The organism is Planctomonas deserti, from assembly GCF_003067705.1.
Taxonomy (GTDB): Bacteria; Actinomycetota; Actinomycetes; order Actinomycetales; family Microbacteriaceae; genus Planctomonas; species Planctomonas deserti.
In genome coordinates this window covers 1-606 of the sequence record NZ_QANL01000111.1, presented here as the reverse complement: position 1 = coordinate 606, position 606 = coordinate 1, and the positions used below count along the sequence as shown (strand labels likewise).

The 606-nt window shown below is 25.6% G+C and carries 1 protein-coding gene; it reads left to right on the top strand.

Going from position 1 to position 606, the window contains the following annotated elements; translation table 11 throughout:
* Positions 1-22: 22 nt before the first annotated feature.
* The coding region (locus DAI20_RS19810; protein WP_159085149.1) for a GIY-YIG nuclease family protein at positions 23-606 on the top strand (584 nt) is incomplete at its 3' end.

Sequence of the window (606 nt, the reverse complement as noted above, 5' to 3'; positions counted from 1 at the left end):
ACTATGTAATTAACAACCATCAATGGATTTATCTTCTATAATATTATTTATTTATAGTCGGGTATTATTTGCTGCACGTTCAACAAAAGGGATAATTCGTTTATCTCCGTCTGAAAGAGCTGCAGTAAAATTACCAGATGAAAGTAAAGAAGTATTAATAGGGATTTTACTTGGTGATGCCCAAGTAAATTCATTTGACAATGCTTTAAGCATAGTTGTTAAAAGATTAAAATTGTATTATGATTTATCTATACTTTTTATATATTTATATTTTGCTAATTTTAAAGTTGTTTATATTAATCCTAGTATTGAAAAAGCTAAAATTTTAAAAGAAAATAAAGGTAAATCCGGTATTTATTTGTGGACAAACCAAATTAACGGAAAAAGATATGTAGGAAGTGCTCTAGATTTAAGTAAAAGATTTAGAAATTACTTTAATACCTCCTATCTTACAGATCGTAAAGATATAATGATTATCTATAAAGCTTTATTAACTCATGGTTTCGATAATTTTACCCTAGAAATTTTAGAGTATTGTGAGTCTTCAGTTTTAATAGAAAGAGAACAGTATTATATTGATCTTTTAAATCCTGAATATAATATTTC